General features: G+C 59.1%; 20 protein-coding genes. 1 reads left to right on the top strand and 19 read right to left on the bottom strand.

Translation table 11 applies throughout. From position 1 onward, the window contains the following. Positions 1-5 precede the first annotated feature (5 nt). The 16 genes from rsxG to ABXR19_RS15470 all read right to left on the bottom strand — a co-directional run bounded on the left by rsxG (position 6) and on the right by ABXR19_RS15470 (position 15,019). The gene (gene rsxG / locus ABXR19_RS15545) at positions 6-596 is read right to left on the bottom strand and encodes an electron transport complex subunit RsxG (RefSeq protein WP_354602093.1); all 591 of its coding nucleotides are present in this window, start codon (positions 594-596) and stop codon (positions 6-8) included. 92 nt (positions 597-688) lie between these two features. Next, entirely contained in the window at positions 689-1,714 is a 1,026-nt protein-coding gene (locus ABXR19_RS15540; RefSeq protein WP_354602092.1) for an RnfABCDGE type electron transport complex subunit D, read from the bottom strand. Between the two features lie 7 nt (positions 1,715-1,721). Then, complete coding sequence (locus tag ABXR19_RS15535; RefSeq protein ID WP_354602058.1) at positions 1,722-2,687, bottom strand: Gfo/Idh/MocA family protein; 966 nt, start codon at positions 2,685-2,687, stop codon at positions 1,722-1,724. Next, positions 2,684-4,600, bottom strand: a complete 1,917-nt coding sequence (gene rsxC, locus ABXR19_RS15530) for an electron transport complex subunit RsxC (RefSeq protein ID WP_354602057.1) — start codon at positions 4,598-4,600, stop codon at positions 2,684-2,686. Before rsxC ends, ABXR19_RS15535 begins: the two co-directional genes overlap by 4 nt. After that, positions 4,597-5,163 carry an electron transport complex subunit RsxB gene (gene rsxB / locus ABXR19_RS15525; RefSeq protein ID WP_354602056.1) on the bottom strand — a complete coding sequence of 189 codons (567 nt, stop codon included), beginning with the start codon at positions 5,161-5,163 and terminating at the stop codon, positions 4,597-4,599. The genes rsxC and rsxB overlap by 4 nt, the downstream gene beginning before the upstream one ends. Then, on the bottom strand, positions 5,163-5,744 hold the full coding sequence (gene rsxA, locus ABXR19_RS15520; protein ID WP_354602055.1) for an electron transport complex subunit RsxA: 582 nt from the start codon (positions 5,742-5,744) through the stop codon (positions 5,163-5,165). Before rsxA ends, rsxB begins: the two co-directional genes overlap by 1 nt. Positions 5,745-6,110: 366 nt before the next feature. Then, positions 6,111-7,148, bottom strand: a complete 1,038-nt coding sequence (locus ABXR19_RS15515) for a quinone-dependent dihydroorotate dehydrogenase (protein WP_354602054.1) — start codon at positions 7,146-7,148, stop codon at positions 6,111-6,113. 2 nt (positions 7,149-7,150) lie between these two features. Then, a complete protein-coding gene (locus ABXR19_RS15510) occupies positions 7,151-8,089 on the bottom strand; it encodes a cation diffusion facilitator family transporter (RefSeq protein ID WP_354602053.1) in 939 nt (312 codons plus the stop codon). Between the two features lie 2 nt (positions 8,090-8,091). Continuing rightward, on the bottom strand, positions 8,092-8,853 hold the full coding sequence (locus tag ABXR19_RS15505; RefSeq protein ID WP_354602052.1) for a flagellar brake protein: 762 nt from the start codon (positions 8,851-8,853) through the stop codon (positions 8,092-8,094). Positions 8,854-9,134: 281 nt separating this feature from the next. Next, positions 9,135-9,476 carry an EscU/YscU/HrcU family type III secretion system export apparatus switch protein gene (locus ABXR19_RS15500; RefSeq protein WP_354602051.1) on the bottom strand — a complete coding sequence of 114 codons (342 nt, stop codon included), beginning with the start codon at positions 9,474-9,476 and terminating at the stop codon, positions 9,135-9,137. Beyond that, positions 9,463-10,653: a flagellar hook-length control protein FliK gene (fliK, locus tag ABXR19_RS15495; protein WP_354602050.1), complete on the bottom strand. Its 1,191-nt coding sequence runs from the start codon at positions 10,651-10,653 to the stop codon at positions 9,463-9,465. The genes ABXR19_RS15500 and fliK overlap by 14 nt, the downstream gene beginning before the upstream one ends. A 24-nt stretch (positions 10,654-10,677) precedes the next feature. Then, positions 10,678-11,013 carry a flagellar protein FliT gene (locus tag ABXR19_RS15490; protein ID WP_354602049.1) on the bottom strand — a complete coding sequence of 112 codons (336 nt, stop codon included), beginning with the start codon at positions 11,011-11,013 and terminating at the stop codon, positions 10,678-10,680. Further along, entirely contained in the window at positions 11,010-11,423 is a 414-nt protein-coding gene (gene fliS, locus ABXR19_RS15485; RefSeq protein ID WP_354602048.1) for a flagellar export chaperone FliS, read from the bottom strand. The genes ABXR19_RS15490 and fliS overlap by 4 nt, the downstream gene beginning before the upstream one ends. Positions 11,424-11,457: 34 nt before the next feature. Then, the gene (gene fliD, locus ABXR19_RS15480) at positions 11,458-12,846 is read right to left on the bottom strand and encodes a flagellar filament capping protein FliD (RefSeq protein WP_354602091.1); all 1,389 of its coding nucleotides are present in this window, start codon (positions 12,844-12,846) and stop codon (positions 11,458-11,460) included. A gap of 76 nt (positions 12,847-12,922) precedes the next feature. Then, positions 12,923-13,315, bottom strand: a complete 393-nt coding sequence (locus ABXR19_RS15475) for a flagellar protein FlaG (RefSeq protein ID WP_354602047.1) — start codon at positions 13,313-13,315, stop codon at positions 12,923-12,925. 513 nt (positions 13,316-13,828) lie between these two features. Next, on the bottom strand, positions 13,829-15,019 hold the full coding sequence (locus tag ABXR19_RS15470; RefSeq protein ID WP_354602046.1) for a flagellin: 1,191 nt from the start codon (positions 15,017-15,019) through the stop codon (positions 13,829-13,831). A gap of 431 nt (positions 15,020-15,450) precedes the next feature. On the opposite strand from ABXR19_RS15470, the gene ABXR19_RS15465 reads away from it, so the two are divergent. After that, entirely contained in the window at positions 15,451-15,765 is a 315-nt protein-coding gene (locus ABXR19_RS15465; RefSeq protein ID WP_354602045.1) for a hypothetical protein, read from the top strand. On the opposite strand, the gene ABXR19_RS15460 is transcribed toward ABXR19_RS15465, so the two are convergent. The 3 genes from ABXR19_RS15460 to ABXR19_RS15450 all read right to left on the bottom strand — a co-directional run bounded on the left by ABXR19_RS15460 (position 15,748) and on the right by ABXR19_RS15450 (position 22,838). Then, positions 15,748-20,616: a glycoside hydrolase family 99-like domain-containing protein gene (locus ABXR19_RS15460; protein WP_354602044.1), complete on the bottom strand. Its 4,869-nt coding sequence runs from the start codon at positions 20,614-20,616 to the stop codon at positions 15,748-15,750. The two genes, ABXR19_RS15465 and ABXR19_RS15460, sit on opposite strands and share 18 nt — an antisense overlap. Then, positions 20,613-21,425, bottom strand: coding sequence for a hypothetical protein (locus ABXR19_RS15455; protein WP_354602043.1), 813 nt, complete (start codon positions 21,423-21,425; stop codon positions 20,613-20,615). Before ABXR19_RS15455 ends, ABXR19_RS15460 begins: the two co-directional genes overlap by 4 nt. A gap of 231 nt (positions 21,426-21,656) precedes the next feature. Further along, the gene (locus ABXR19_RS15450) at positions 21,657-22,838 is read right to left on the bottom strand and encodes a flagellin (protein WP_354602042.1); all 1,182 of its coding nucleotides are present in this window, start codon (positions 22,836-22,838) and stop codon (positions 21,657-21,659) included. Positions 22,839-23,325 lie beyond the last annotated feature (487 nt).

The raw sequence follows: 23,325 nt of genomic DNA, 5'->3' as shown, positions 1-23,325 counted from the left end.
ACTCCTTACTGATACAGCGCGTCGCGCTGGGTGCTGGCATATTGCACAGCGCGGGCTACGGCATTGGTTACTGCGCGCGGTGAAATCGTGGCGCCGGTGCGATAGTTGAATTCACCGCCATCCTTCTTCACTTTCCAGCGCTCCAGCGGCAGGGTGGCGAGCGTCTTGCCGACGAATTGCTCAACCCACGGACTGGCCTTGTTCTTGTCCTTCTTCGGATCAATGTAGTCGCCCAGGCCCGGGGTTTCGTGGTGATCGGTGACGCGTACGCCACCCACGCGGCCATCTGCCCCGACCGCAATCACCAGCTTGATCGCGCCAGCATAGCCATCGGGGGCGATGGCTTCGAAGACCAGCGCCACGGGCTGGCCATTCTTGCGCGCACGCCAGATGCGGCCGCCCTTGGGCAGACCCAGTTCGGGCGTCGCGCCGAGAGTGCGCACGTCGTTCAGCAAGGTGTTGTCGTAGCTGGCCGGCGGCAGCACTTCGTTGATCAGACGCAGCTGTTCAGCAGCCGCGCTGCGCGCAATCGGTTCGCGCGTGGCTTCATAGGTGCCGGCCATCAGGCCGGTGAACACCAGGGTGAAGGCGAGCATCACGGCCGCCGTGCTGGCCGACAGACCCAGCACGGATTCTTGCTTGGCGCTTGCGGCTTCGGGCGCGGAGCTGTTCGGGTTGTCTTCTTGCATCATGCGTCCTTGCGCGGGCTCTTGTGACCGAAGACCGGCGGCTGGGTCTTCATGTCGATCAAAGGCACCAGAATGTTCATCAGCAGCGTGGCAAAGGCGACGCCATCCGGGTAAGCGCCGAAGACGCGGATCAGATAGACGATCAGTCCGGCACCGGCCGCAAAGATCAGCTTGCCGCGAGGCGTGGTGGCGGCCGATACCGGGTCAGTCAGGATAAAGAAAGCGCCAAGCATTGAGCCGCCTGCGGCCAGGTGCAGTAATGGCGAGGCGTAATGCGTGCTGTCGCCCAGCCAGAAGGCACCGGCAATCACGCCCAGCCCGGCAATGAAGCCCACCGGGATGTGCCAGGTGATGATTTTCTGCTGGATCAGCCACAGGCCGCCGATCAGGTAGGCCAGCGCAATCCATTCCCAGCCACGTCCGGCGACGCTGCCGAAGGTGGCCGGGTCAGCGCTGACGCTGGCGACCGAACTGCCCGCTGCGCGCAGACCCGTGCGCAGCGCGTCCAGCGGCGTGGCGCTGGTGATGGCGTCCAGCGCCATGGCCGGGCCATTCGGAAATACCTGAGCGTGCTCGGCCAGTGCCGCAGCCTGCATCCGCATGTCGCCAGGCCACTGCGTCATGAGCGATGGGAAGGCCACGATCATCACGCAGTACGCCACCATCGCCGGGTTGAAGGGGTTCTGGCCGAGGCCTCCGTACAGATGCTTGGCCACGACAATGGCAAAGGCCGTGGCGGTGACGATCACCCACCAGGGCGCCATGGGCGGAAAGGCTAGGGCGATCAACCAAGCCGTCACAATCGCCGATAGATCGGTCAGGAAAAGCGGCTGCGGCTTGCCGCGCAGCTTCAGCATCAGCGCTTCGCTGGCCAGTGCCGTGACTGTCGCCAGTGCCAACTGGATCAGGATGGTCGGGCCGAACTGCCACACATACACGGCAATCGCCGGTACGAGGGCCGCCAGCACCTTGAGCATCACGCGGGTGACGCTGGCCTGGGCGCGAACGTAGGGGGAATTGTTGATCATGGTGTCAGTGAGCTTTCAGACTGGCGCGGATCATGTCTAGCACGTCCAGATTGCGGATGGATTCATCAAGCGAGAGCAGTGGCGCGCGGTTCTGCAGGATGGCGGCGGCGAAGTCGCGCACCTGCGAGGCGTAGCGGTCGGTAGCGACGACCGGAATGCTGCGCGTGCCCTGGGCGGTGACGAGGGTGAGTTCACCGGCATCGCCGAGGAAGGGATCGGGCATCAGCAGACGGCCTTGCGTGCCGACGATCTCGGCGCCCATCTGGCCGAAGGCATTGAAGCCGCAGTGCAGCGTGGCGAGCAGGCCGGATTCGTAGCGCAGGAGCGTCGAGACGTTCACATCCACGCCATTGTCGAATTCGCCTTCGGCATGCACGGCGACCGGAAGTGCGTCGCCAGCAATCAGGCCCAGCAGGTTGAGCGGATACACACCGACGTCATACAGCGCGCCGCCGCCCAGTTCCGGCTGCATCTTGATCGTGCTGGCACGGTCGAGCAGGAAGCGGAAGCTGGCATTCACATGCCGGATCTTGCCCAGTACGCCGGATTCCAGCACCGTGCGCAACTGAGTTGTGCGGTCGGTGTAGCGATACATGAAGGCTTCCATCAGCAGGCGTTCGTTGCTGCGCGCGGCCGCGGTCATTTCACGCGCCTCGGCGGCATTCAGGGCCAGCGGCTTTTCGCACAACACGTGCTTGCCGGCGTCCAGCGCGGCAATCGCCCATTGGCGATGCAGCGAATTGGGCAGCGGGATATAGACCGCCTGCACGGCCGGATCGTTGAGGACGTCGGTGTAACTGGCGTAGCCGACGGCGCCCGGCACCTGGGCACAGGCTTCGGCGAGTTTGGCCGCGTCGCGCGAGGCGATGGCGTGGACGCGGCTGTTACCGGCGGCGGCGATGGCCGGAATGGCCTGCATGCGGGCGATCCGGGCGTAGCCGAGGATGCCCCAGTTGACGAGGCTGCTCATGGTGCGGTGTCCTTCGGTTCTGTGGCAGTTTCGGCGGCGGCTTTCTTGGCCTTGGCGCGTTCCAGTGCGGCGTCGATCAGGGCTTTCTTTTCTTCTTCACTCAGGACTTTTTTGGCTGGCTTTTCGGCTGCCGGCGCAGCATCTTCACCCGCCACCGCTTCGGCTTTTTTGGCTTTGGCGCGGGCGATGGCGGCGTCGATCAGGGCCTGTTTGCCTGCTGCATCGAGCTCCTGCTTTACCGGTGTAGCGCCTAGTGCCGCCTCAACGCTCCCAGAAGGGCTGGAGGAGAGGGCATTCGCAGCGGCTTCCGCTTTCTTGGCCTTGGCGCGAGCCATGGCCGCTTCGATCAAGGCCTTCTTGCCTTCGTCGGTTGCAGAGCCGCTCGCAGCGGGCGTCTCCAATGACATGTCTGTAGAGGCACGCGCAGCGCTGCTCTCCGGGCTGGTGGCTGCGGAAGCGGCTCTGGATGCGGCTGTGCGGGCAGCGAGCTTTTCAGCCTTTTCGCGCTTCTCGCGTTCAGCGCGTTCGTTGCGGGCTTCGAAACGCACACGCGCTTCGTCGGAGGCTTCCTTTTGTCGTTCGCGCGCCCAGATCTCGGTCTTGGAGAAACGGTAGTAATCGACCAGCGGGATATGTGAGGGGCACACATAGCTGCAGCAGCCGCATTCGATGCAGTCGAACAGGTTGTATTCCTGCACCTTGCCGAAATTCTTGGAACGGCTGTGCCAGTACATTTCGAAAGGTTGCAGGTCGGCGGGGCAGGCGCGGGCGCACTCGCCGCAGCGGATGCAGGGCATTTCGGGCGGGGGCGGGGCGAACAGGCGCGGGCTGGCGGCGATGATGCAGTTGGTGGCCTTGACCACCGGCACATCGAAAGCCGGCATGCGGAAGCCCATCATCGGACCGCCCATGATGAAGGCGTTGGTGTCGTCCTTCCAGCCGGCCTGCTTGACGATGAAATCCATCGGCGTGCCGAACAGCACTTCGTAGTTGCGCGGATGTTCGACGTTGCCGGCAATCGTCAGGATGCGCGAGATCAGCGGACGACCGAGTTCGATGGCCTCGAAAATCGCATAGGCGGTGCCGACGTTGAAGCACTGCACGCCGTAGTCGGTGGAGCGTTCGCCATGCGGCACTTCGATGCCGGTCAGCACGCGGATCAGCTGCTTGGCGCCGCCTGCGGGGTAGCGGGTCGGCACGGCAATGGTCTGCAGTGTGGCGTCGCCCGTTGCGGTGCAGGCGGCCGTCATGGCCGCGATGGCTTCGGGCTTGTTGTCTTCGATGCCGATCAGCACTTCCTGCGCGCCGAGCAACTCGCGCATGATCTTGACGCCGGCCAGCACCTTGTCGGCACGCTCGCGCATCAAAAGATCGTCGCAGGTAATGAAGGGCTCGCACTCGGCGCCATTGATGATCAGTGACTTCATCGGCGTCGTGCGGCCCGCGCGCAGCTTGATGTGGCTGGGGAAAACGGCGCCCCCCAGACCGACCACGCCTGCATTGCGCAGATGGTCGCGCACGGCGTCGGCACTGGCCTTGCGCCAGTCCAGTGGCGTGGTTTCGGTCCATTCCTCTTTGCCATCGGGCTCGATCACCACGCTGAGCATCGACAGGCCGGATGTGTGCGCCATCAGGCGTGGCTCCACCGACAGCACGGTGCCGGACGTTGGTGCATGCACGGCGGCCGAGAAATTGCCGTCGGCGCCACCGATGCGCTGGCCCTTGAGCACGCGCTCGCCGGCTTCCACCAGAGGTTGCGGAATGCCGCCCACGCTCTGATGCAGCGGCACCACGAACTGTGCGGGCAGGGGCAGCTGATCCAGCGTCACGATCGGATCGCGCGAGGAGTCGGTCTTGTTGGTGGCCGGTTTCACGCCGCCATTGAAACTGAAGAGTTTGCGCAGCGCGTTCATGCGGAGGCCCTCTCAGCAACGGGTTTGAGCAGAAAGGTCGGGTAACGCCATTTCCAGGTATCCACGGTTTCTTCTACTACTTGCATCGTGATGCAGTCCACGGGACAGGGCGCGATGCACAGCTCGCAGCCGGTGCACAGCGGGGCGATGATGGTATGCATCTGCTTGGCCGCGCCGGAGATAGCGTCGACCGGGCAAGCTTGCAGACACAGGGTGCAGCCGATGCAGGTCTGCTCGTCGATGAAGGCCACGGCCTTGGGTTTCTCAACGCCATTTTCGGCGTTCAGCGGCTTGTAGTCACGCCCCAGCAGATCGGCCAGTTTGTGGATGCCGTCATCGCCGCCGGGGGGGCAGCAGTTGATGTCCGCCTCGCCATTGGCAATCGCGGTGGCATAGGGTTTGCAGCCCGGGAAGCCACACTGGCCGCATTGTGTCTGCGGCAGGATGGCGTCGATCTTGTCGACCAGCGGATCGCCCTCGACCTTGAATTTGAGCGAGGCGAAGCCGAGTGCGGCACCAATGACGATGGCGAGACCCGCCATTACGAGGAGAGCTGACAACATCAGAACTTGTCCAGTCCGGCAAAACCCATGAAAGCCAGGCTCATCAGCCCGGCGGTGACCAACGCAATCGCCGTGCCTTTGAATGGCGCTGGCACCTCGGCCCCCTCCAGACGTTCGCGGATGCCGGCAAACAGCACCAGCGCCAGCGAGAAGCCGGTGGCGCTGCCGGCACCGAAGAGCAGGGCCTCCATGAAATTGTGCTGATAATTGACCGACAGCAGCGGAATGCCCAGCACCGCGCAGTTGGTGGTGATCAGCGGCAGGTAGATGCCCAGCACCTGATGCAGCACGGGGCTGGTCTTCTGGATCACCAGTTCGGTCAGCTGCACGATGGCGGCAATCACCACGATGAAAGACAAAGTGCGCAGATAGGCGACATCGAAGGGAATGAGCAGCCAGTGCTCGATCAGGTAACTGCTGCCGCAGGCCAGGGTGAGCACGAAAGTGGTGGCGGCGCCCATGCCGATGGCCGTTTCCAGTTTCTTGGAAACGCCGAGAAACGGACACAGGCCGAGGATGCGTACGAAGACGACGTTATTGACCAGAACGGCGCCGATGATCAGAAAAATGTAGTGAGCCATGAATTTTTGCCCGAAGTTTGGACACGATTATCCCCGTCCGCAGTGTGAAACCAAAGCGCAGGGGTGTTATAGGTGTATGCAGATGCGGCATAAGACCGCCGCAAGTGCTGAGTTCTGAGGATTGAGTGCTGAGTAAAAACGTCCGCTAGCGCTCGTGAGGCAGACCTTTCGTAGGTCGGGCTCTAGCCCGACGCGGGTGTGGCAATGAGGATGTCGGGCTAAAGCCCGACCTACAGCGGTGCTCGGAGAGGCTCATCCAATAAGCCTCTTCAACACCCTTGCCAGAAGACGCATGCTGGGCGCGGCTCTACAGGCATGCCCATTCAGCACTCAATCCTCAGAACTCAGCACTCCGCCGCTGGCGGATTAAGCGACCGTTTCCGGCGCATCGCGTTCAAACACGCGCGTGGCTTTGACGCAGTCGCTGATCAGCTGAGGGCCACGATAGATGAAGCCGGTGTAGAGCTGGATCAGCGTCGCGCCGGCCTGGAGCTTTTCCAGCGCGTGCTCGCCCTGGGTGATGCCGCCGACGCCGATGATGGGCACTTCGCCGCCGAGTTTGACGGCCAGCGAGCGGACGACTTCGGTAGAGCGCTCGCGCACGGGCTCGCCGGACAGGCCGCCCGCTTCGTTGCAATGGACTTGGCCCATCACGGCATCGCGCGAGAGCGTGGTGTTGGTGGCGATCACGCCGTCGATGCGGTGACGGCGCAGGGCGTCGGCGATGTTGGTGAGCTGAGCTTCATCCACGTCCGGCGCGATTTTCAGGGCGATCGGCACGTAGCGGCCATGGGCCTGGGCGAGTTCGGTCTGGCGCTGTTTGAGGCGGCCGAGCAGGCTGTCGAGTTCTGATTCGCCCTGCAGCTGGCGCAGATTCTTGGTGTTCGGCGAGGAAATATTGGCTGCCACGTAGCTGGCGTGGCCATAAACCTTGTCCAGACAGCTGATGTAATCGTCGGCCGCCTGATCAATCGGCGTGTCGAAATTCTTGCCGATGGAGATGCCGAGGATGCCCTTGAAGCGGCTGGCCCGAACGTTGGCGACGAGGTTGTCGACGCCGTCGTTGTTGAAGCCCATGCGGTTGATGATCGCGGTCTTGGCCGGGATGCGGAACATGCGCGGCTTCGGATTGCCGGGCTGAGCACGCGGGGTGACGGTGCCGATTTCGATGTGGCCAAAGCCGAAGGAGGCCAGCGCATCGATGGCTTCGCCGTTCTTGTCGAGACCGGCGGCCAGGCCGACGCGGTTCGGAAAGCGCAGGCCCATCACTTCGACGGTCTCCCCTTCCTGCATGCTCACTGATGGCATCCAGCCGCCGAAATTGCGCATGCCCCACAGGCTGAGGTCATGGGCACATTCGGGGTCGAGCGAGAACAGAACGGGACGGGCGAGTGAGTAGAGCATCTTTATTCCTGTGGTGAACGGGCGGCTGCGACTGGCTTGGTGGCGGCCGGTGGAGCGGTATTGAGGACGCAATATACCGGCTCCAGATGGGTCGTGGTTTGTGTGCCATGAACTTCTGCGGCAATCCGGGCTTCGATTTCGTCGAGCAGGGTGTGAGCGATCTCGACGCTCCAGTCGCCGGGAACGAGGATGTCGACGTGGGCGAAACGCTGGGTGCCGGAGCGGCGGGTGAGCAGGTGACGGTAGTGCACGTTGCGTTCGGCATAGTTGCGCAGGATCTGTTTGATCTGCAGGATTTCGTCGGCATCCATAGCGTGATCCATCAGCCCGCCGACGGCGCCGCTCATCAGTTTCCAGCCTTCTGACAGGATGTGCAGGGCTACCAGAATGGCGATCACCGCATCCAGCCACAGCCAGCCGGTGAGCATCACGCCGATCAGCCCGCCGACCACGCCGACCGACGTCCATACATCGGTCATCAGGTGGGCTGAGTCAGCCTCCAGCACCACCGAATGCAGGCGTTTGCCGGCCCGGCGCAGGGTGATTGCCGTGGCGAAGTTGATGGCGGTGCTGGCGGCCGAGAACCACAGGCCTATGCCCAGTGATTCGAGTGGCTGGGGTGCAAACAGGCGCGGAATGGCGGCCCACAGGATGGCGCCGGCAGCGACGAAAATCAGGCTGCCTTCAAAGCCGCTGGAGAAATACTCGGCCTTGTTGTGGCCCCAGGGGTGATCAGCATCGGGCGGCTCGGCGGCGATCTTGAGCATCACCAGCGCAAAGATCGCTCCGGCCAGATTGACGAAGGATTCCATCGCATCCGAAAGCAGGCTGACCGAGCCGGACAGCCACCAGGCGATGAACTTCAGGATGATCGTGGCCAGCGCTGCGACAACCGACAAGCGGATGTAGGTGATCGCGTCGGAAGTGGTGTTGGCCGCCATGTTTAGACGTTGCGGCTGGCGCGATCTTGTTCGATGCGCAGGATGTAGCGCTGGATGGCGTGGGCCATTGGTGCGCTCAGATCCTGAAACTGGCAGCCGGCGCGCAGCATGTCCTGGCCGTTGCGCTGGGTCATGCGAAACAGGCTGCGCACGTGCACGGTGGCGGTGATGGCGCCGAATTCGGGCAACACCAGCTGGCAGTTACGAAAGCTCATGTCCGGCTGCAGCAGGGTGTCATCAGGCGGAGCCAGCACCGCGATGCCTCCGCCCGAAATGTCAATGACGCGGGCCGTGATGCGACGATCATTCGCTAAGGGGATCTGGCAGCTGAGGGTGTCGGCAGCCGGCGCCGAGAGGCGGTAATACTCGCGCCGCTGCAGGCGCAGCAGCACATCGGGCAGGGGCGCACGCAGGGCCGGGAAGCCTTCGTGAGTGACGCGTTCCAGGCGCTCCAGCGGGAACTGGACTTTGACCTTGTCGATTTGTGTCACGCACAGCAACTTGCCGCAGGCCATGGCATTGGCGATGATGGTTTCTTCGCGCCCCAGATCGACAAGCAGACTTTTGTTGTCGGCGGCGACTTCAATGACGGTGGTCAGCAGGAATTCGTTGCGTTCGCCAAAATGGGCGGTGACCATCGAACGCCGGGCGGCCAGCTGGCGTAGCACGAAGGCGATTTCGCGTGGCTCGCGCAGCAGGTATTGCGAATAATCGTCGGCTTGCAGAAGCTCGAACTTGGGCTCGGGTGTGGTCGCTTTTGTCATTCTGGAGGCTCTAAGAAGCAGTCCATGATCTTACTGCGAGGCCGTGATCGGGGCTCATGCGCTGCTCGGAATCCTCGTGTATCAACATACACTCCGGTTCCTGCGCTGCTCTTCACCCCGCTGACGGCCTCTCGCAACAGATCGTGAACAGCTTCTGAAATATCAGGTACCGCCGGCTATTTATTCCAATTCCAGATAGAGACGCGACGACGAGCCCGCAGACAGTGCTGTAGCACGGCAAGGCGAAGTCAACAAAGTATCGTTTCTATCTGGAGTTGGAATTACAGTGCGGCAGCTTGCTCGACTATATCACCGGGCAGCTCGGGTGGGGGCGCCTGCTGGCCTTGCTCCAGCTTGTAGAGCCAGGCCAGCAGCTCGGCAATCGCGATGTAAAGCTGTGGCGGAATGTTCTGATCCAGATCTACCTGCATCAGCAGTGCGACCAGTTCGCGTGATTCGTGCACATACACGCCTGCGGCGCGCGCCCGGTCGATGATTTCCTGGGCGATCAGGCCATTGCCCTTGGCGACAACGCGCGGCGCGCCATCGCCGTCCTGATAGGCGAGGGCCACCGCGCTGGCGCGGCGTTCCGGTTGCTCCTGACGTGCTTCAGGCGCTTGCATGTTCGCTCACCTGCAACTGGATGATGGGCACGCCCGCCGCCTCCAGCGATGACTGCAACTGCGCCTGTGCCACCCGCATGCGCTGGGCGGATACGCCGTTGTCAGTGTCAATCTGCACGCTCAGCCCCTGCGGGCCGAAAACCAGCTGGGCTTGAACGTCCCCGAGGCGCGGCAGTTGCAGGCGCAGGGTGCTGCGCCAGATCTGCGGCAGCTCTTCATCGCCGCTGGTGCGTTGATGATCGGGGTCGCTCACGTCCCATTGCATCTGCATGCCGGGCCAGACCTGCCCCTGCCAGGTCATCTGGTGGCTGGCGAGGGCTTCGAGCTGCTGTTGCACTATCGGCATCAGTGGTTCCGCCACGGCTTTGGCTGCGCTGCTTTTGCCCGCTTGCTCGGCAAAGGCTTCCAGATGAACCGCGCGAGCCTGGGCTGGCTCGGCCGCGTCGTCCGCGCTGCTGGCTGGTGTCAGCATCACCTTGGCGGCTTCACTCTCAACCGATAGCTTGGAGAGTGGCTTGCCGTTTGCATCTAGCGGCGCCCTGCCTGAAGACTCAAGCGCGGTGCGGCTTGACAGAGGGGGGGCGGCTGGATCGGGCAGGGGCGGCTGTTGCGCTTGAGGCTCCTGCTGCAGGGTGGCGAGCGGCAGTTTGCCCTCGACCCACTGGCGCAGGTGTGATTCGTAGAACAGACCGCTACTGCTGACCGCCTGTTTGAGCAGGGGAACCAGTTCGGCGGCGGTTTGCGGTGGTGCAGGCAGTAGCGTTGCGCCCTTGGCGAGTGGCACCGGCTCGGGCTCGCCAAAGCGTCCAGTCAGCAACTGGCTGATCAACTGACCGGTCTGACTGAGCACGGGCTTGGGCACCTCGCCGGCATTCATGGCGGGCAAGGGCAGCGTATTGGTCTGGCGGGCGTGGATGGTGCTGCCGCGCTGCTCGGTGACGATCAGTTCCAGCACATCGCCGCTTTTGGCGGAGTCCGGCAAGGCCAGGGTCATCGTCTTGCCTTCAACCACGGCGCGAAAACTGCCGTCTGGCAAGGGGTTCTGGATTTGCGCGGTGAAGCGCGAACCGGTTTCGAAACGCGGCAGATCGGACGAGATCGCGTGCGCCACCGACATAGGTTGCACGCTTGCATCGATCAGGCTGCGCAGGCGGACGGCAAGGTCTGAGGGGATCATGACCTGTCGTCCGGTGAAATGTCGTTAACGGCCTGCGCCGTAAGCCTGTTGCACGGAGCGTTGTCGCGCGTTGCCGGCCAGCAGGGTTTTGACGCTCTCCATCCAGGGCTGGGTATGGCTGCGGATTTCGCGGTCATCGGCCAGAATCTGGTGAATCAGTGTGGCCTTGCGTTGACGCGTAGCCTCATCCAGCGAGGCTTGCAGGGCAGGCGGATCGTCCTGCTGCAGCCGCTCGCGCAATGCCGTGACTTCGCTCTCCAGCGCGCATAACAGATCCCAGTCATTGGCCTCCGCTGCGGCAACCATGCGGCGCGACAGCTGAAGGATCGATTCATACAGGGTGACAGGCGTGTTCATCATGCCTCCTGTGCAGTGGTTTCGGCGCGTGTCGCGTCGCTGATCTGGGCCCAGGCTTCGCGCAGGTCGCGCAGCAGGCCAGAAACTTCAATGAGTGGGGCTGTGTTGCTTTGCGCATTGGCCAGCGCCAGACGCATGCCCATGTAGTCATAGAGTGCGTGTAATCGTTCGGTCAGTTCCCCCCCCGACGCATCTAGGCTGGCCTGAAGGCCCATGGTGATGATTTCGACAGCCTTGCTGATGTGACGGATCTTTGCAGGGTTGTCTTTGCTCTCAATGGCAGCGGCAGCGGAATTAACCGCTAGCAACGCGCCGTCAAAAAGCATCAAGATCAACTGATGTGGATCAGCAGATGACACGTTCGTCTCGATGCCAACCCTGGCGTAAGTGGCTGCTGAGTTGCGTGCAAACATGATTGATCGTCTCCTTGATACTTGGAATGGTTGCTTAGTTTGAGTAATTGCTCAGGTTGGACAGCGCAGACAACTGTTGCGTGAGAAAGCTGCTGGTGCCATTCATGTTCGCGATGGTTGTGTCGAGAGAGGTAAATTGCGCGCGGTACCGTTTTTCTATGCCGACCAAGCGGTCGTTGAGCGTGTCAATGCGTTTATCCAGCGTCTTGATGGTGGCATTTATGCCATCGGTGCGAGCGGTGAGCATCCCGCCAGAGGCCAGCATCGAGGCAACGCGAGTGGCTATCTGGCTCGCCACGCCGTTGGAACTGCTACTGGCGTCCTTGACGAACAGTCCAGCGACATCCTGAGTGGGTTTGGCCAGAGCGGCCTGGAACTTCGCACTATCAAGGGCCAGGCTGCCATCTTTTTGAAAAGCAATGCCGGCATCTGACATGCGAGCCATTGATCCGCTGCCTACCACGCTCGTCAGGATGCTTTTAAGCTGGCTCTGAATGTTGCGGACCGTGCTGTCGCCATTGAGCGTGCCAGCGGTCTTGCTGTTCGGATCGTAGGCAGTTTGAACCTTGATCACGGAATTCAGCGAGTTATAGGCACTGATAAATGCTGCGACCTTTGTCTGCACGCCAGCGGTGTCGTTGGAAACGGTCAGGGTGGTGGCATTTGCAACGTTGGTCTTGCTCAGATTCAGGGTCACGCCCTGAATGGCATCAGTAATCGTATTACTGTATTTGGTGACGCTCATGCCATCGATTGTCAGCTGAGCATTGGTTGCTGTGTTGACCGTGCTCAGCCCTGTGCCGGTGTTCGTGGCAGGGTTATAGCTGAAGTCTGTGAGGCCTGAGAGTTTGAAAGTGCTGGCGGTTCCGGTGCTGTCCGACGTCAGGACCATGCGATACGGTGAACTGCCTCCATCATTGACCAGGCTGGCACTTACCCCGCTTTTGGATGCGTTGATGGCATCGCGCAATCCGCTCAGGGTGTTGTTGCTTGAGTCGATGGTGATGGTTTTGGTCTTGCTGCCGTCGCCAGAGAAAACGCCCGCTGTGGTTGTGCCAATCTCGAGTGTCAGTGTCGCGGGCAAGGTACTGCCGGTGACAGCCGAGCTCATTGATGCATAACCTGCCGACTTGATTTTTTGCGCGGAGGCAAGCTGGCCGACTTCAATCGAATAATTGCCTGCGACGGCTGTGCCGTTGATCGCCACGCTGGCTACGCTGGAGTCAGCAATGCTGCTTTTGTAGGTTGCGAATTCGCTGCGCGTATCCAGCGCCTGAGCGGCTACCTGCAGACTGGAAAGTGCGCTTTTGATCTGCCCCCATGAGGACAGCTTGGTGGTCTCTTTGCTTTCCTTCGTCTGGAGGAGGGTGACTGGTCGTTGCTCGGCCGACATCAGGCTGGAGATCAGACCCTCGATATCCATACCCGAACCCAAGCCTGCAGAAGTTATGGCTGCCATGATGTTCCTCGCATTCCGTCCTCAGGACGGCATTTCCTTGTCACGCCTTCTGCTTGAGCATCAGGCCGGTGAACTTGTCCAGCGCTTTGGCGATGGCCAGCAATTCCTCGCTGGGAAACTGGCGAATCACCTCGTTGGTTGTGGCGTCCACTACCTTCACAACGCTGCGACCAGTTTCCTCGTCAAGCGAGAATTGCAGGTTTCGTGCCACAGGAGGCAATGCCTCGCGCATCTGTTCCATGGCTTGATCGATTTGCTGGCGGCTGGGAGGCTGCACGGCAGGATCAGGCATCCGCGCAAGATCTGCCGCAGAGGCTGCAGGGTTTGCGTCGGACAACTCGTTGCTGCGAGTCGGGCGTGCCACGGGGGAGGCTGCGGCAGGTTTTGCCGTTGGGGCGGCAGGAAGTGATGCTGAGAGGGAAGGAATTGCCATGATGCTAACCTCCTGTCGTGGCAGGTATTCTCATTTGGTTAAGTGCCTGAGTCCGGCGGCATGCAGGGGGGCTCGAATTCCGTTTCCGGTATTTGTTGCAAGCTTGTTTGCACGCCTGTTCATGGCAGTCTTATCCAATTGATGAATGCGTTTCTCTTGTTACAGGTTGAGCCCGGCAGATCTTCATCTGCACTCCGGATTTCTTCCTGCTGAAGGAATTAACGGAGCCTTCGGTAACTTCCACAGGGTTACCTGAGCTTCTAGGGTGAGATCTCACGTTTCTTTGGGGACGAGCCGGCCAGGATGCGTCGAGTGACGGAGCCTGCAATGACGGTTTTGAATGGCGGCGGTCTGTACAGCCGCGTGTGGATTGGATTTCCGGCATGGTGGCTTGTAGACCATTGCCAATCCTTGTTCTTCAGCTTGCAGGCTTCAAGAGTGCCATTTGATGCGCATCTCCAGTGGATAAAAAAACGGGAGCCGCAGCCCCCGTTTGTCCGAAGCAGGATATTTTTAACCCTGCAGCAGTTGCAAGACCTGCTGTGGCAGTGCGTTGGCCTGGGCCAGCATCGCCGTGCCCGCCTGTTGCAGGATCTGGGTACGACTCAAATTGGCGGTTTCAGCCGCGAAATCTGCATCCAGGATTCGGCCGCGAGATGATGATAGGTTTTCCGTGGCAGTCTGCAGGTTCGTGATGGTTGAAGTGAAACGGTTCTGGATGGCGCCCATTTCGGCCCGTGAGGAATTTACCTCTGTGAGGGCCTTATCCACGATTTCCAGGGCGCGCTGGCTGCCGATGAAGGTCGTAATATCCACATCCTCGACATGAACTGCAGTCTGGGAGGCTGCGGTACCTGCCGCAATGCCTGTCAGTGCGGCTGTGACACCAGTGCCGGCCGTTTGCGTGCCGGCGGTGAAAGTCAGATCCTGCCCGGCCTTCAGTGAGTTCAGGGTGAGGACACCGGTTGTGCTGTTAACCTCGGCAAATACGCCGGTCTGATCCATCCTGGCGTTGATGGCATTGGTAATATTGGCCGAGACTTCGCTGCTGCTGTCACCAATGGCGATATTTACCGTGTCGATCGTTACGCCGTTGATGACCGTACCACCGAACGAGCCGGCAGCTGTGGCTGTGCCGCCTGAAGTTACAAGCGCGGCGGTGGTCGCTGATGCTGCGGCGAACTGAGCTATGCCGAGCGTATCCACGTTTGCATCGACGATGCTGTTGATGCCGATGGTTTGGCCCGCGTCGGCGCCGACCTGGAACAGTTTGCTGGTGAAGCTGCCATCCAGGATCTTGGTACCGTTAAATGCCGTCTGGTTTGCCACTCGATCAATTTCGGCGACCAGCAGCTGGACTTCCTGGTTCAACGCAACGCGATCCGAGTCGGAGTTCGTTGCGTTGGCGGACTGGACTGAAAGTTCGCGGATGCGCTGCAGATTGTTGCCAATTTCTGCCATTGCGCCTTCTGCAGTCTGCGCCAGCGAGATGCCATCATTGGCATTGCGCGATGCTTGGGTCAGACCACGAATCTGGGTGCTCATGCGTTCCGAAATTGCCAAGCCGGCAGCATCGTCTCTGGCAGAGTTGATGCGCAAACCTGATGACAGGCGCTGTAGCGAGGTTGCAAGCGAACTCTGCGACGTAGTCAGATTCCGCTGGGCGTTGAGCGACGCCACATTGGTGTTGATGGTCATGGCCATGATTCAGTTCTCCACTAGACGATTTGATGATTGAGCCGAAGTCTCTGACCCAAGGCACTGAGCATTGCGGTCGGTTCGTGTCCACCATCTCTCAGGTAGATCGACTTGGCTTCTCCTATGCATGGGGTGTGCCACTTCATCAAGAACCATATCTGGCAAGCCTTTCAGAGGATTTAAGGTAAAGCTCGTCGGGCTTGAAGCGGGAGGGGTTCTACGAAAAAATTGCCGTTGCTTGCCGCATCGCTGCGATATGCCGGCAATAACTGCCGTTTCTGAAGGGCTGAACAGAGACAGAGAGTTAGAAGCATCTGTTTGGGTGATCCACCCACCGCGCGAACGAGCGCTTGATCCATAGGTGAGGAGCGAGGCTGGCCTTGTTGCACAAGTTGCTGCGTAACGGCTCGGTGGGCTGCGGCTGATGAACTTGCAGCATGGGTAATCTCACTGCCACTCGCAGGCCGATCTATAACGAATCCTTGCGCCAACGCGGCGCACCGCAACTGCGGATTTATGGGTATGAAAAGGCAGGGCAGCACCGACACCGGGAACGAAGCTTTGTTGCTTCGACTTGCCCGGTGATTGGGCGAAAGCGCGATATTTTGATCGGCGGGCAGGACCAATTTACTTCACTCGGCACAGCTCAGGCCGTGCGTGTGGCATCAGTCCATCCGGAATCAGGGGAGTCGCTCTGGGCTGGTTTATGCAGCCACGCCCAGGCGGATGATTTTTCAGGTGGCGCCGAGTAGCCATCCCGCTTGCCAGCGGGCGAGGTTCTCGCCCTTTAGCATCCAGGTTTCGCGCACGACTGTCTGCAATGTGAGGCCTTCCTGTCTGAGAGCATCGGGATCGGCTATTTTGGCTTCAATTGCCTCCACCCAGTCTTTGAAGCGATTTTTGACCAGTGTGACAGGCAATCCGCAGCGATAGGGTGGGGCGTCGGATGCAATGACCGGGTAGCCACAAATGCCGTATTCGAGCAGCCGGAGATTGCTCTTGCAGGCATTGAAGCGGTTGTCCTCCAGGGGGGCAAGTGCGAGGTCCAGATCCAGCACTGCGAGGCTGGTCGGGTAATCCCGCAGGCTTACGCTAATATGACATTCAACCGAATCAGGGTGGACGCCTTCGGGAATCATGCCGAAGAACACCCATTCAACCTTGTCCTGCAGTGCCTGCACGACTTCGCGGATCAAGCGCAGATCTCCGGTGTGGCCCGCGCCGCCGGCCCAACCCACGCGGGGCTTGCGCGCAGGGGTGTGAGGCCCGCGAGAGGGTAGACCGCCCCATTGCGCTGGAGGTAGATAGTTGGGTAGTACGACGATTTCCGGATGGAAGTTGTGCATCGCTGCCTTGAGCGGCTCTGTGGAGACGACGACACGGTCGCACAGCGCCATGGCGCGGCGCAGGTTGCGAAGGATGTCGGGCGGCATGTCCTTGCGATGAATGCTGGATAGCGGCAGGTTGGGGAGGTAATCGTCCAGTTCGAAGATCATTTTCGCCGGAATGAGCTTGCGGTATTGCTGCATGCTATTGATCTGCTCGTCGGTGATCTGGCGCTGGAAGATCATGACATCCGGCGCGGCTTTGGCAACGCACGGGGGGGGCAGATAGATGCGGGAGCTTGCGCCGGTGGCGAGCCCTGCACTGACAAGCTGGTCACAAGGGGCGATGATGCGGTAGAAGCCAGAGCCCTGTTGGTCGCCGCACAGGGCGTAGAGTTTCGGGCTGCCGGGATTTCTTTGGAATAGCGGGTTTGCCTCCAGTTCGAAGCCCTTGCCGTTGAGGCTGAGGCCGGGGTTGTAGGCCGGGTCGCGGGTGAGCTGTGGCAACCAGCGCTCATACATCGCGGCTTTTTCTTTGTTGAAGCGCTCGCGCTTGGCGGCGTCTTTGGCCGGGTCTTCGGCTTTCTGGCTGACGCTGCCGACGTGCATGACGAGCGCGTGTGGTGTCCATACCACGGCGTGGCCGGCGCTACCGATCTTCAGGCAAAGATCCACGTCGTTGTACGAGACGGCGAAGGCTCGCTCATCCATGCCGCCAACTTCGAGATACACGGATTTCCGCACCATCATGCAGGCGGCGGTGACGGCGCTGTAGCGCTGGTCCAGCAGCAGGCGCTGGTTGTAGCCTTCGGCCTGCATCGGGCTACCGATAAAGGGGTGCTCAGCGGGGCCTCGCAAGCCGAGGATTATGCCTGCGTGCTGGATATTTCCGTCCGGGTAGAGCAGTTTTGCGCCCACAGCACCGACTTCAGGGCGCTGGGCGTGATTGAGAAGCGCCTCCAGCCAGTCGCTCTTAATGATGGCGGTGTCGTTGTTAAGCAGTACTAGGTATTCTCCCCGCGCTTCCTTGGCCGCGAGGTTGTTCATGGCGGCAAAATTGAAGGGGTGGGGGTAGGAGAATATCTGCAGCTGATCCAGGCCGAGATCGATCAGTTGCTGCAGATAGACGAGGGTCTCTGGGTCGTCACTGTTGTTGTCGACGATCAGCAACTCATAGTGGGGATAGCTGGTCTTTTCGGTGCAACTTTCGATGCAGCGTCGCAGTAGCCCGAGCTGGTTGCGGGTGGGAATGATGATGGATACCAGCGGGCGTTCGGCGTGCTGATAGCTGATGCGCAGGCTTTCCGGCGCCAGCCCCTGCTGTATCTCGGCGTGTATGCCGTGGCGAGAGAAGTGCGCGGCCAGTATTGCGGCACGCTGGGCGACGGGTAAGCTGGGGGGGCGGATGTCCGCGAGGTGGAAGGCGATTTCCGCAACGTGTTGCCAGCGGGCCTTGCTGTCACGCGTAGCTTCCAGGCTGCAGGTGAGGAGGATTTCCGGCCAGAGCATATCTGCCGTGACGCCGGGGCTTGCCAGCAATGCTGAGTGCATCAGCACGGCGCGCCCGATGTAGTCGGCAGCGTAGAGCAGGTCCGGGTCTGGGTCGGGCTTGAGATTGGGGCTGTGGCGGCGCCGCTGCTCATCCAGCAGATCGTGGTCGGTGTAGATCAGCCCGGGCACCGAGTTTTCGCGAAGTGCCGCCGCGAGTGCGTGGAAGGCGGCCGGATTGATCTTGTCGCCCGGGCTCAGGATGCATAGCCAGGCCCCAGCTATTTCACTGATCCGACTTAGCAAGCTGGCGCTCACTGAATCACTCTGGATGAATTCCGCCTGCTCTGCGCCCTGCGGCTGTGTGGCCACAAGCACCCGGCGGGCACCGGCAGTGCAGCAGGCGTCAAGGCTTGCCAGGGTGTCTGCCAGTCCGGCGCTGCTCGTGGTGGCGTCGATGACGAAAACAAGGCTGTTCAGGGAATGCTCGGGCAGGGCGCGCGGGAAGCGCTCTGCGGTGCTGGCGATCCAGTCAAGGTAGGGTTTGAGCTTGCGTTCGTAATGCAGATCTACGTCGACGGGTGCGCTCAGTGCGCGTTGCGTGGCTTCGAGATAGGCCCGTCCGTAGCGTTGGTCGGGTTCCAGATGGCAGCCTTCGCCCCATTCATTCCAGGCATTGATGAAGAGCAATTGCTCTTCACCTTCAAAGTTGATGCGGGTCTGGCGTATCGCATGTGCCAGCCATTGTTCGTAGAGTTCAGGTGAAGAGCCCGTAAACAAGGTGGCGCCGCCCTTGCGCCGGCGGGCGCTGTTGTCCCAAGCCGGCACCACGCCACGGAAGCGTTTGTAGGGAGGTGCCGGGCGAGCACACAGCTGTTTCACCAGTTTTTCGTAGCTGCCAATTCGGGCGCTGCGATCAGCCAGCTGCTGTGGATAGGGAAAGGGGGGGAGTGATGAAAAGTCGACCTGGTGCGGCAGGAATTCGCAGCTGGCATCGAAGCCGTTGGCTTCTGGCGGGCTGACGGTAAAGCTTTCCACGCAAACCAGATAGACCTCGCCAATGCCGTGATCACGCCAGGTCTGGCGCCAGCTGGCGATGGTATTTTTAAGACTCGGAATGATGTCGGTGCGGTAGATCAGCAACACGGGCCTGCCATTGATGCGGATGTAGCGGCTATCCCTGAAATAAGGCAGCAGGTCTTCTGCGAAGCGGGCGTTGAGGTCTGTGGAATAGCTTTGCTCGATGAGAATTTCTCGCTCACCGCCGTCCCAGCGACGGGTCCAGTTTTCGTTGGCCCAGCAAAGGCAGAATGGTAGATCTATCTCAGGATGCGCCAGCATTTGATCAATGGGCTTTTCCAACAGGCGCTTGCCGTCGAACCAATAGTAATAAAAGCAAAACCCCTCCAGGCCGTACTCGCGCGCTAGTTTTGCCTGATTGGAGAGTACCGAGATATCGTCAAGGTTGTAGTAATCAAGCTCGCTTGGGATGTGCGGTTGATAATGCCCATCGAACAAGGGCTTGCCTTGGCGCACGTTGTCCCATTCGGTGAAGCCGTCTCCCCACCACTGGTCGTTCTCCGGGATTCGATGAAACTGCGGCAGGTAGAAAGCGATGGCTCTGGCTGATGATGACTTTTTCGTCGAGTAATTTTCGTATTCTTGGAGCTGCTTGTTGTCTGTTTGACTCTTTATTTGCTCTTCTGTTTTGAAAACGTTGCGCGTGGACTCTTCGAATTTAGACCTCGCTGGGTCGTTTGCGGCAGCTTGGGTGTTTTCTCGCTTGGCGTGGTAAAGAGACTGCCTCGCTATGGTTGATGATATTTCGAGCGGCAATTCATTTGTGCTGTAAGGTGCAATGAAGTTAAGTGCGTTGCTGAGGTTGTCTGATATGCAGAATCTTTTTATTGATATTTCTCTAAGTATAGAAAGATTTTTTACCGCATCAGGGTAGCCTGATAGCAGGTGTTTGATTAATTCTACGTGCCCTAGTTTTGTTCGGCAGCAGCGCCCTGAGAAGTTGTAGGCCGCAGCTTTTTCAAAATTGTAGATGTCTATGTAGCCAGGCCCGCCAAACCTGTCATAGCAGTAAACAGGTATTCCTAGCGCAAAGCACTGCTGTACTGTCCGGCCAATAGTTATAACAAGGTCGTATTGGGAGAGGATTTCCTTGGTGATCAGAACGCTTTGGTACTCAAATCCATAAAAATCTATGGAGATCTGTTTGTTGTTGCCTTTTATTTCTCGGATTTCATTGGGTACGTGATTTGAAATTACGGCTATGCTGCATGGGGAGTAGGGTTTTTTGCTGGGCTGCAACGAGAAGTAGTCTTCGCTGACGCTGTTCTCGAACAGGAATATGCGCTCAGAAGGGAAGCCTTGTTGGGTCAAGGCGTTGAAGTTTTCGATGGAGTTTGCGCCGATGGCGCTAAGATTTTTGGCGTATATCGGCGGGCTTTCGAGTGGTTCAAAAGGCGACAAAGATACAAAAACTGATTTTTCAGATTTAATTCTGTGGTATGCAAATAATCTGTCGAAAGTGGTGAAGTGATGCCCCCAGACTAGATCGACCTTACGGTCAGTCAGAGGGAATTGTTCTTCGCCAAGGTTTATCCAGCTAATCTCTAGTGGCTTAAATAGATCTTTTATGGCGGGGCTGAGCTCAAAGCAAGCAACATACACATCCCAGTCTCGGCGAAGAAACTCCCTGGCTAATTCAAACGTTGTTAGCTCAGAGCCGGCATAGTATCTGAGGCTGTGGTTTGTCAGGATTACTGTTTTCTTGGTCATGGATTTTTGGCGGCCTTTTCGTTGGTTTGAAAGATGGCGTCAATGTTAAATATGTCCGGAACTTCAATTATTTCCATTGGAGGCTTTCCCGGGAAATTCAAGGTTTCTCCTGGGGTCCATTGGTTGTAGATGGTACGGACATTGTTGATGAAATCGATCATGCCGGCGTTTGAGGAATTTGATAGCTTTGAGTCGATGCTTTTTCGCACTAGATTCATGTGTTTCATGGCAATGATGTGCTCATCAAAGAAATGGAATGGTCTGCCATTTCCGTTGATGCCTCTGGTGCCGTCTATGAATGTGGGGTAAGGCGAATTTAGAGTGATTACCGACTTGGCGTCGATCTCTGACAGGAAAGAACAGCAGGTGTTGTCAGGAAGTCGTGATCGCCAGATTGGTCTGTGGATGTGTAGATAAGTTCGTACTGATGTCGCTTTGATGCGGCAGTCGCGGATGAAGTCAATCGCCGCTAAGAATTCTTTACTGTCATAGTACTCGTCACAGTCCATGGTCATGAAGTGAGTGACTCCCGCGCTCTTGGCGTCATTCAGTCCGATATTGCGCTTATGTAGCTCATTCATTACCGGTGGGGCGGCGAGGTCGGGTGTGTACCAGGTTACTTTGTCAGCCAGGCCGGATCGGATTGCCGTATCGATAATAGACTCCAACGATGGATCTGCTAAATTCCCAAGGTTGGAGACTCTCTGTGCAACGAGACCAACAAAGTCGACGCACGAGCGAATTTGTTTTATGGAGTGCAGGAGATGCTCTTCGCCGTTGAATACGTTATAAGAAACGCCGCAGATCATTTTGTTTCCTTTTGAGTGTCCCGGATTTTTGTAGGGGCTCTAGACGCGTCGATTTCGTCGCAACACTGCGTTGTTCAAGGGGAGCTTATTCTCATCATATGCCGCAGTGAACGCTTCGGGTCCGGGATAAAAGGGCGTTTTTGGGGGCAATTCAGCTCTGTGGCGATCAGACGTGAAAAAGCCCGCCATCTTGCGATAGCGGGCTGAGGTATTGCGCGATTGGCTGAGTGCTTACTGCAGCAGACTCAACACTTGCTGTGGCAGCGAGTTGGCTTGTGACAGCATTGCGGTGCCTGCTTGCTGCAGGATCTGTGCCTTGGTCAGGTTCGCTGTTTCCGAGGCGAAGTCGGCATCGGTGATGCGTCCCTTGGCTGCCGCGATGTTCTCAGACGATGTTGCCAGATTGGCAATTGTTGAGGTGAAGCGGTTCTGCACGGCACCCAGATCAGCGCGGGCCGAATTTACTGCCGTCAGTGCCTTATCGACAATCTCCAGAGCCTTCTGGGAGCCGGTGAAAGTCGAGATGTCGACATCTTTTGCATGGACTGCCGTCTGGGACGCGGCCGTTCCTGCTGTGAGGCCGCCTGTTACAAGGCCGATACCTGTGCCACCCGTGAGAGAGCCAAGACTGCCAAGGACCAGATCTTTTCCTGCTTTCACCGAAGACAGCGTGAGCTTGTTGGTGCTGTCGAGCGACGCATAGACACCGGTCTGGTCCATCTTGGCATTGATGGCGTTAGCGAGGTCGGTTGAAACGTCGGCACCGGTATCGCCTACAGCGATATCGATAGTGTCAATGCTGATGCCGTTGATGCTCATGCCAGAGACGGTGCCGGTTGCGGTGGCCGTGCCCGACGAGACTGCTGCCGTGCTGGTTGTGGCTGCTGCAAACTGGGCGGTTCCGAGTTTGTCAATGTTGGCATCGACAATGTTGTTGATGCCGATGGTCTGGCCAGCGTCGGCGCCGACCTGGAACAGTTTGCTGGTGAAGCTGCCGTCCAGGATCTTGGTGCCGTTGAAGGAGGTCTGATTGGCCACGCGGTCGATTTCGGAGGTCAATTGCTCTACTTCGGACTGTAGTGCATCGCGATCAGATTGCGAGTTCGTGGCATTGGCGGACTGGACCGACAATTCACGAATACGCTGCAGGTTGTCACCGATGGTGGAGAGTGCGCCTTCTGCGGTCTGCGCCAGCGAGATGCCGTCATTGGCATTGCGTGAGGCAACCGTCAGACCCTTGATCTGGGCGCTCATCCGTTCGGAAATGGCCAAACCGGCGGCATCGTCTTTCGCGCTGTTGATGCGCAAGCCAGAGGACAGACGCTGCAGGGAAGTTGACAGTGAAGATTGGGAAGACGTCAGGTTGCGTTGTGCATTCAGCGACGCGACGTTGGTGTTGATGGTCATGGCCATGATAAAGCTCCTTGTATGTGCGTTTCTCACTTCTGCTTGCTTTTGCAAGCAATCACGGGCTGTGTGCTCGTGTGTCTGTTACGTCAGAGCGGCTTGAGACTTTAGAGCTTGTTTGCCTTGCCTCATGTGCTGCGCTGCCATGGTTCAATCAACGGGAGAAATACGGGCTTATTTAGGGTGAGGTGATAGTGCAGGCAAAAAGTATTTTTTCGGCCGTATTTGATTGTCTGTAGAACAAGGCTGGGCGCGGGTCTACGAGGTGTTTGAAACCGTAAAAAAGTGCTTCTGGGCCTCAAGTTTCCAGAATGGGGGTCGAAAATGACATTAAGGCGGCACTGTGCCCCGCACGTAAAAAGCCCCGGAAGCTGCCCGAAAGTTAGCTTGCCGGGGTGTTTTTTTGTGCCGTGCGTCTGTCGCAAGTCGCAAGTCGCAAGTCGCAAGTCGCAAGTCGCAAGTCGCAAGTCGCAAGTCGCAAGTCGCAAGTCGC

The organism is Uliginosibacterium flavum (genome assembly GCF_040566545.1).
Lineage (GTDB): Bacteria > Pseudomonadota > Gammaproteobacteria > Burkholderiales > Rhodocyclaceae > Uliginosibacterium > Uliginosibacterium flavum.
The sequence above is the reverse complement of the archived record's forward strand: the minus strand, read 5'-3'. Positions and strand labels throughout refer to the sequence as shown.